Here is a 6,432-nt window from a genome sequence, read left to right as displayed (position 1 = left end):
TCATCGGCCTCCTGTTGGCGAAGGCGTGGATCAAGGTCGCTCGCGCGGACGAGGCCCTTGTCATCTCGGGCCGCAAGCAGCGAGTGCAGACCACGGTGATGGATGCCGACGGCACGAGCCGATCGGAGATGTCCGAATCCCCGGTCACCGTGATCGTCAACGGCAAGTCACTGGTCAACCCCATCACGCAGCGTCACGAGATCATCTCCCTGCGTTCTCGCCAGGTGTCGTTGAACGCCGAGGCGCAGTCGCTCGACAATGTGACGCTCAACGTCGATGGCGTTGCGATCGTCAAGATCGGGTCCGACCCGGTGTTCGTCCGCCGTGCCGCCGAGCGTTTCGCGTCACAGGACAAGGCGATCGAACAGTTCACCACGGAGCAGCTTGAGGGAGCGCTGCGCGGAATCGTTGCGACGCTGTCGGTCGTCGAACTCATGCGCGAGCGCAAGAAGTTCTCGGATCAGATCGCCGCCGATGTCTCTCAGGAGCTCGCCGAGCAGGGCCTCATCCTCGACTCGTTCCAGATCAAGGGAATCACTGACGCGATGGGCTACATCCAGTCGCTCGGCGCACCCGAGATCCAGGCCAAACGCCAGGCCGCCGAGATTGCGCAGACCAACGCCGACCGCGCGATCAATCAGAAGAACATCGCGAACCAAGAAGCGAACCTGAGCGAGCAGACGGCGCTGGACACCAATACCGCCAATGCGAATGCCGGTATCGGTCGCGCCCGCGCCGAGGCCGAACAGGCTGAGCAACTCGCGAGAGCCCAGGCTGAGCAGGCGGTTCTGCAGCAGCAGGCCGAGAACCGGCAGGCACAGCTGGATGCCGACGTCAAGCGCGTCGCCGACGCTCAGCGATACGAGGCTGAGACGCGTGCTCAGGCCGAGCTCTACACTCGCGAACGTGCCGCAGAGGCTGCCGCGATCGAGAAGATCAAAGAAGCTGAGGCTCGCACCCGAATCGCCGAGCAGCAGGCTGAAGCGGATCGGGCCCGCGCCGCCGGTGAGGCAGCCGCTGCCGAGGCGCGCGCCGCCGGTGAGGCCAGCGCACTGCGCGCCCTCGCGGACGCAGAAGCCACCGCGCGGCGCCTGCGCGCAGAGGCCGAGGCCGACGCGATCCGGGCCGAAGGTCAGGCGCGTGCCGAGTCGATCGAAACCGAGGCCGAAGCCATCGCTTCGAACCAGGAGGCGATTCTGTCTCAGCGCGTGCTCGATGTGCTCCCCTCGATCATGGCGGAGTTCGCGAAGGGCTACTCCGCCATCGGCAACGTCTCGATCGTCGGTGGCGGATCCGGCGAGGAGGGCGCATCCCGCGTCATCGGGGCCGACAGCGCGACAGCCATGAAGTCGGTTTTCGACAGTGTTCAGGCGGCAACCGGCATTGACCTCGCCACCATCATCCAGGGGCAGGCCGTCGGCCGTGCCTTCGGCTCCGGTATGGCGGATGCCGCCGCGAGCGAACCCGTGCAAGTAGCCACCTCCCGGCGCACAACCAAGCCGAAGGCGGAATAGCGTTCGGCGGCAACACCCGCCCACCCCCAGGCGCGCTCTCGGCAACACCCCCGACAACGAACAGAACCCCGCCAGACGGCGGGGCTCTGCTCGTAGGGCGGGTGGGACTTGTCCCTTTCGCCCCTCCACGGCTCGCTACGCGATCCGCGGAGCCTCCGGCGAATGGGGCCCACCCACAAGGTGCGTTCGCGGCAACACCCCCGACAACGAACAGAACCCCGCCAGACGGCGGGGCTCTGTTCGTAGGGCGGGTGGGACTTGAACCCACGATCGTCGGGTTATGAGCCCGCTGCCTTGACCAGCTTGGCCACCGCCCCCTGCCAGATCAGCGTACCGGGCGTGCGCTCACGACGCGGACTTCGAACCGTCTGCCGATCAATCGTCCGAGGAGCTTCCGCGCGTGAACGGTAGCTCGAGGCTGTCGCTGATCACCTGGGGGTGGTTGCGCGCCAGGCTGATCACTCCGTATACGGCGAGGGCGCCGGCGACCCCGAACCCGATGAAGGCCCACAGCGGCGCAGTCTCGGCTTCCTGCAGCACGACGAGCCCGATGACCACCGCCACGATCGGGTCGATCACCGTCAGGCCCGCGATCACGAGATCGGGTGGCCCGAGGCTGTACGCCGTCTGGACGAAGTACGCACCGACCGCCACCGCCGCCAACAGGGCGACGACGCACAGCAGAGTGAGCCAGTCGAAGTTCTGGTCCCGGATCCGGCTCAGGACCACCTTCGCGAGTGTCGCCACGAAGCCGTAGAGAACGCCTGAGGCGACGATGTAGAACAGCGCTAGACCGTGCTTGCGGAACACGAGCCAGAGAACGGCGAAAATGACGATGGTCACCGCCAGCAGACCGAGGATGACCAGCAGCTGCGCCTGCGTGACGGGGCGCTCGGTGGCAAAGAACGCGGCGATCGTCACGAAGATGAAGATCCCGCCCACTGCCGCGATGATCGATCGAATCGACTGGCGCGTGGGGCGATGCCCACTGATGCGGGCGTTGAGCAGGGTGGTGATGACCAGCGAGACGGCTCCGAGCGGTTGCACCAGGATCAGCGGCGCCACCGAAAGCGCCGCGAGCTGGCAGACGATCGCGAGCCCCAACATGATGGTGCCCGCCAGCCACGATGGCCGCCGCAGCAAGTTCAGAAGATGATTGCGATCGAGCCCGTTCCCGCCAGAGCGGCCGGTGAGCTTCTCAACCTTCTGGACGCCCCGGTACTGATACTGGGCACCGAACGACATGAAGATGGCGCCGAGCAGCGCAAGGGGAATCCCGGCGAGGATCGCGGGGTCGCGGAACGCCTCAGTGATCTGGTCGGTCACGCTTGCCGACACGGTCAGGAGGAGCACGATTCGACCCTATCCCGGCGTCGGCCAGACGCCGTGTGTCTCAATAGGCTTGTCGCATGGCTGTTCTCCCGATCCGCATCATGGGCGATCCCGTCCTCCACGCTCCCGCCACTGCCGTCGCGGAGATCAGCGATGACATCCGTCAGCTCGTCGCTGACATGTACGAGACGATGGATGCCGCTCCTGGCGTCGGCCTGGCGGCCCCGCAGGTAGGCGTAGGGCTTCGGATCTTCACCTACAGCTACACCGATGACGACGGTGCACCGTGGCGAGGCGTGGTCATCAACCCGGAGCTGTGGATCACTCCCCTGGAACCGGGCGAGCCCGATCCCGATGAGGAGTCGGAGGGATGCCTCTCGTTCCCGGGTGAGCGGTTCCCGCTGCGCCGCTCCGAGCGTGCCCGGGTCACCGGGATCGATCTCGACGGCCAGCCCGTCGACATCGAGGTCGACGGATGGCGTGCCCGCATCCTGCAACACGAATTCGACCACCTCGACGGTGTGCTCTACCTGGACCGGCTCGGTGACCGCGACTGGCGCACCGCCCAGAAGATCTCCCGCAAACAGGGCTGGGGCACACCAGGGAAGTCGTGGATGCCAGGAGTCGACGACCTCGACGCCTGAACGGAAGACGAGGGTATGGAGTAATGGCTCCCCGGCTTGGACTCGAACCAAGAACCTATCGGTTAACAGCCGATTGCTCTGCCAATTGAGCTACCGAGGAAAATGCCCGCCGCAGCGGGCAACCCCACTATCTTAGCAAAGCCGACGGGGTTTCAACGACGCGAGCCAGGCCCTCGTCGCGCCGTCAGGACACGACGAAGCGGCGGTCTGCTTCTGCGCTCGGCGTCCAGATCAGATCGTTCGTACCGTGGCCGAAGGCGACGACGTGCCCACCGCGCAGCACGAGCACGTTCGCGTCGAGTTCCTTCACGGCTTCGGGGTCATGCGTGGAGACGACAGCTGCCATGCCGGTGTCATCTCGTCGCCGCGTGATGGCCTCGCGCGCGGCTTTGCGGACTTCGACATCGAGATTCGCGAACGGTTCGTCGGCCACGAGAATCCGCGGGTCGACGACGAGGCCTCGGGCGAGCGCCACACGCTGGCGCATCCCCGCCGAAAGCTCGTAGGGGAACTTGTTCGCAACGCCCAGGGGAAGCATGAGCTCATCGAGCAGGCCCGCGACGCGGATCGCGAGGGCCTTCTGGTTGATTCGCCGCTCCCTCGAGGTGATCGGCTCGGCGATGACCTCCGAGACCGTCAGCCGGGAGGGCAAGTGTGCGCCGGCTGATTGAGGCAGGTAGCCGGCGAAATATGTCAGTTCGCGGATCGCCCTGCCGGGGCGCCGGACCGAGATGCCATCGACGAGCGCGTCTCCCCCGGTGACCGACACGCCTTCGTGCGCGCGACCAGCAAGCACCGAAAGGAGGCTCGATTTTCCGGCGCCGGTAGGACCCATGAGCGCAAGAACCGAGCCGCGAGCGACAGTGAAGGTGATCCCGTCGATGAGCTTGTCGGTCTCGCCGCGACCGGTGTGACTGATCGAGAGGTCCGAGCACACGATCGCCGCTTCGGTGGCTCTGCGACGAGGAGACATACCCTCATCCTGCCGTGCCGTTGCGCTGGGATCCAGTCCAGAGTCCCGGTCGATCAGCGTTCGGTGTCGCCTGTCCAGCGCTGCCGCTCCAGATCGAGCTCGCGCAGCTGCAGGCGAATCCGACGCCCCTCCTCGGAGTCCGGAGGCACGCGCTGGACTGCGCGAACCAGTTCCGCCTTCTCCGAATCGACGCGTCGCACGATCAATCGACGCATCAAATCGGATGCCGAGGCTGCGGCATCCGCCTCGCCGAGGGCCGGGAACGCAGACATGAGCAGCTCCGAGCCGAGCGCGCGGTAGGGCTCGCGGATGGTGTCAACGGCCTGCACTGCCCATCCCGCTCGCGTGTAATCGGGCGCCTCGACCACGGCGGCACGAACGGCATCGAGCGCGGGGTGCTGGAACGCCGCTCCCAGGGCGCGACGGACCGTCGCATCGTCGAGGCGGTGCCCGAATTGCAGAGCCGCCATGAGCGCGTCACGCTCGATCACGACATCGCGGGTACGAGGAAGCGACGCGATCGTCGGGATCAGCACCGGTGCGGAGGCGGCGGCTCCGTCATCCGGATGCTGGCGCTCAGCCGGCGGCGCGTCATCGCGCCCACGCCGCTGCAGCGACCCGCCCGTGTCACGCGAACGGGAAGCTCGCGATACCGCTGCGCTCACCTCGTCGAGATCCAGACCGATCCGGCGCGCGAGGACGCGGACGTACCCGGGTCGCAACGACGGGTCTCGGATGTCGGCGACAACAGGTGCGGCTGCGCGGAGCGCTGCGGCGCGCCCCTCCACAGTGCCGAGGTCGTACTGCGAAAGTCGCTGGTCGATGACGAACTCGAACATCGGCGCCTTCGTTGTCATGAGGGCGCGCACGGCGTCGTCACCACGAGCGAGCCGCAGATCGCACGGGTCTAGCCCGTCCGGCGCCACGGCCACGTACGTCTGTGCCGAAAAGCGCTTCTCGTCGGCGAAGGCCCGGAGCGCCGCCTTCTGACCCGCGGCATCCGGGTCGAAGGTGAAGACGACCTCTCCCCCGCTCGAATCGTCGCCCATGACGCGCCTGAGCACCGTGATGTGATCGCTGCCGAACGCCGTTCCACAGGTTGCGATCGCCGTCGTGATGCCGGCGAGATGACACGCCATGACATCGGTATAGCCCTCGACGACCACGACGCGATGCTCCCGGGAAATGTCTCGCTTGGCAAGGTCGAGGCCGTACAGTACCTGCGACTTCCGGTAGATCGAGGTCTCTGGGGTGTTCAGGTACTTCGGCCCCTGGTCATCCTCGAGCAGCCGTCGCGCCCCGAACCCGACGACTTGGCTGGTCACATCTCGGATCGGCCAGATGAGGCGGCCACGAAAGCGGTCGTACGTGCCGCGCTGGCCCTGCGAGAGCAGCCCCGCAGCCAACAGCTCCTCGCGCGTGAACCCTTGCCCAGCGAGAGCGTCTGAGAGGTTTGACCAGCCCTTGGGCGCAAAGCCCACCCCGAAGTGCGCAGCGGCAGCAGCGTCGAACCCTCGCTCACCCAGAAACCGGCGTCCGACCTCGGCCTCGGGCGTCAGAAGCTGGGCTCGAAAGTACTCGGCAGCTGCAGCGTTTGCCGCGTAGAGGCGACTACGTCCCGAGTTCTCCGGTGCCGCGCCGCCCTCCTCGAAGTGCAGGGTGTAGCCGATCCGCCCGGCCAACCGCTCGACAGCCTCGGTGAAGCTCAGGTGGTCCATCTTGCGCAGGAACGAGTACACATCGCCGGACTCGCCACACCCGAAGCAGTGATAGAAGCCGACCTGCGGTCGCACATGGAAGCTCGGGCTGCGCTCATCGTGGAAGGGGCACAGTCCCTTCAGCGAACCGACACCGGCGGGCTTGAGGGCTACACGCTCGCCGATCACATCGGCGATGTTCGTCCGCGCCTTCACCTCGTCGATGTCGGCCTGCGCGATCCGTCCTGGCATCAGGCCGCCCTACCGGGCCC

Annotated in this window: 5 protein-coding genes and 2 tRNA genes; 2 read left to right on the top strand and 5 right to left on the bottom strand. The window is 66.6% G+C overall.

What is annotated here, in order from left to right; all coding sequences use genetic code 11:
* Nucleotides 1–1,514: SPFH domain-containing protein (locus B4E36_RS14525; protein WP_345900504.1), on the top strand; the 1,514-nt coding region annotated here is incomplete at its 5' end.
* Nucleotides 1,515–1,757: 243 nt separating this feature from the next.
* Here B4E36_RS14525 and B4E36_RS14520 read toward each other — a convergent pair.
* Nucleotides 1,758–1,831, bottom strand: a tRNA-Ile gene (locus tag B4E36_RS14520).
* 58 nt (nt 1,832–1,889) lie between these two features.
* Nucleotides 1,890–2,867 (bottom strand): DMT family transporter, encoded by a 978-nt coding sequence (locus tag B4E36_RS14515; protein ID WP_292735442.1) that lies wholly within the window; start codon nt 2,865–2,867, stop codon nt 1,890–1,892.
* Between the two features lie 56 nt (nt 2,868–2,923).
* On the opposite strand from B4E36_RS14515, the gene def reads away from it, so the two are divergent.
* Nucleotides 2,924–3,490 (top strand): peptide deformylase, encoded by a 567-nt coding sequence (def, locus tag B4E36_RS14510; protein WP_292735445.1) that lies wholly within the window; start codon nt 2,924–2,926, stop codon nt 3,488–3,490.
* Nucleotides 3,491–3,514: 24 nt separating this feature from the next.
* Here the strand turns inward: def and B4E36_RS14505 are convergent.
* From B4E36_RS14505 to dnaG, 3 genes are all read right to left on the bottom strand, one after another.
* Nucleotides 3,515–3,590: transfer RNA gene (locus tag B4E36_RS14505), tRNA-Asn, on the bottom strand.
* An 84-nt stretch (nt 3,591–3,674) separates the two neighbouring features.
* Nucleotides 3,675–4,463 (bottom strand): ATP-binding cassette domain-containing protein, encoded by a 789-nt coding sequence (locus tag B4E36_RS14500; RefSeq protein WP_292729380.1) that lies wholly within the window; start codon nt 4,461–4,463, stop codon nt 3,675–3,677.
* Nucleotides 4,464–4,516: 53 nt separating this feature from the next.
* The gene (dnaG, locus tag B4E36_RS14495) at nt 4,517–6,412 is read right to left on the bottom strand and encodes a DNA primase (protein WP_292735448.1); all 1,896 of its coding nucleotides are present in this window, start codon (nt 6,410–6,412) and stop codon (nt 4,517–4,519) included.
* Between the last annotated feature and the right edge of the window lie 20 nt (nt 6,413–6,432).

This window comes from Martelella sp. UBA3392, from assembly GCF_002358775.1.
Classification (GTDB): Bacteria; Pseudomonadota; Alphaproteobacteria; order Rhizobiales; family Rhizobiaceae; genus Martelella; species Martelella mediterranea.
Note: the sequence above shows the minus strand (reverse complement) of the source record. Positions and strands in the feature narration are given on the sequence as shown.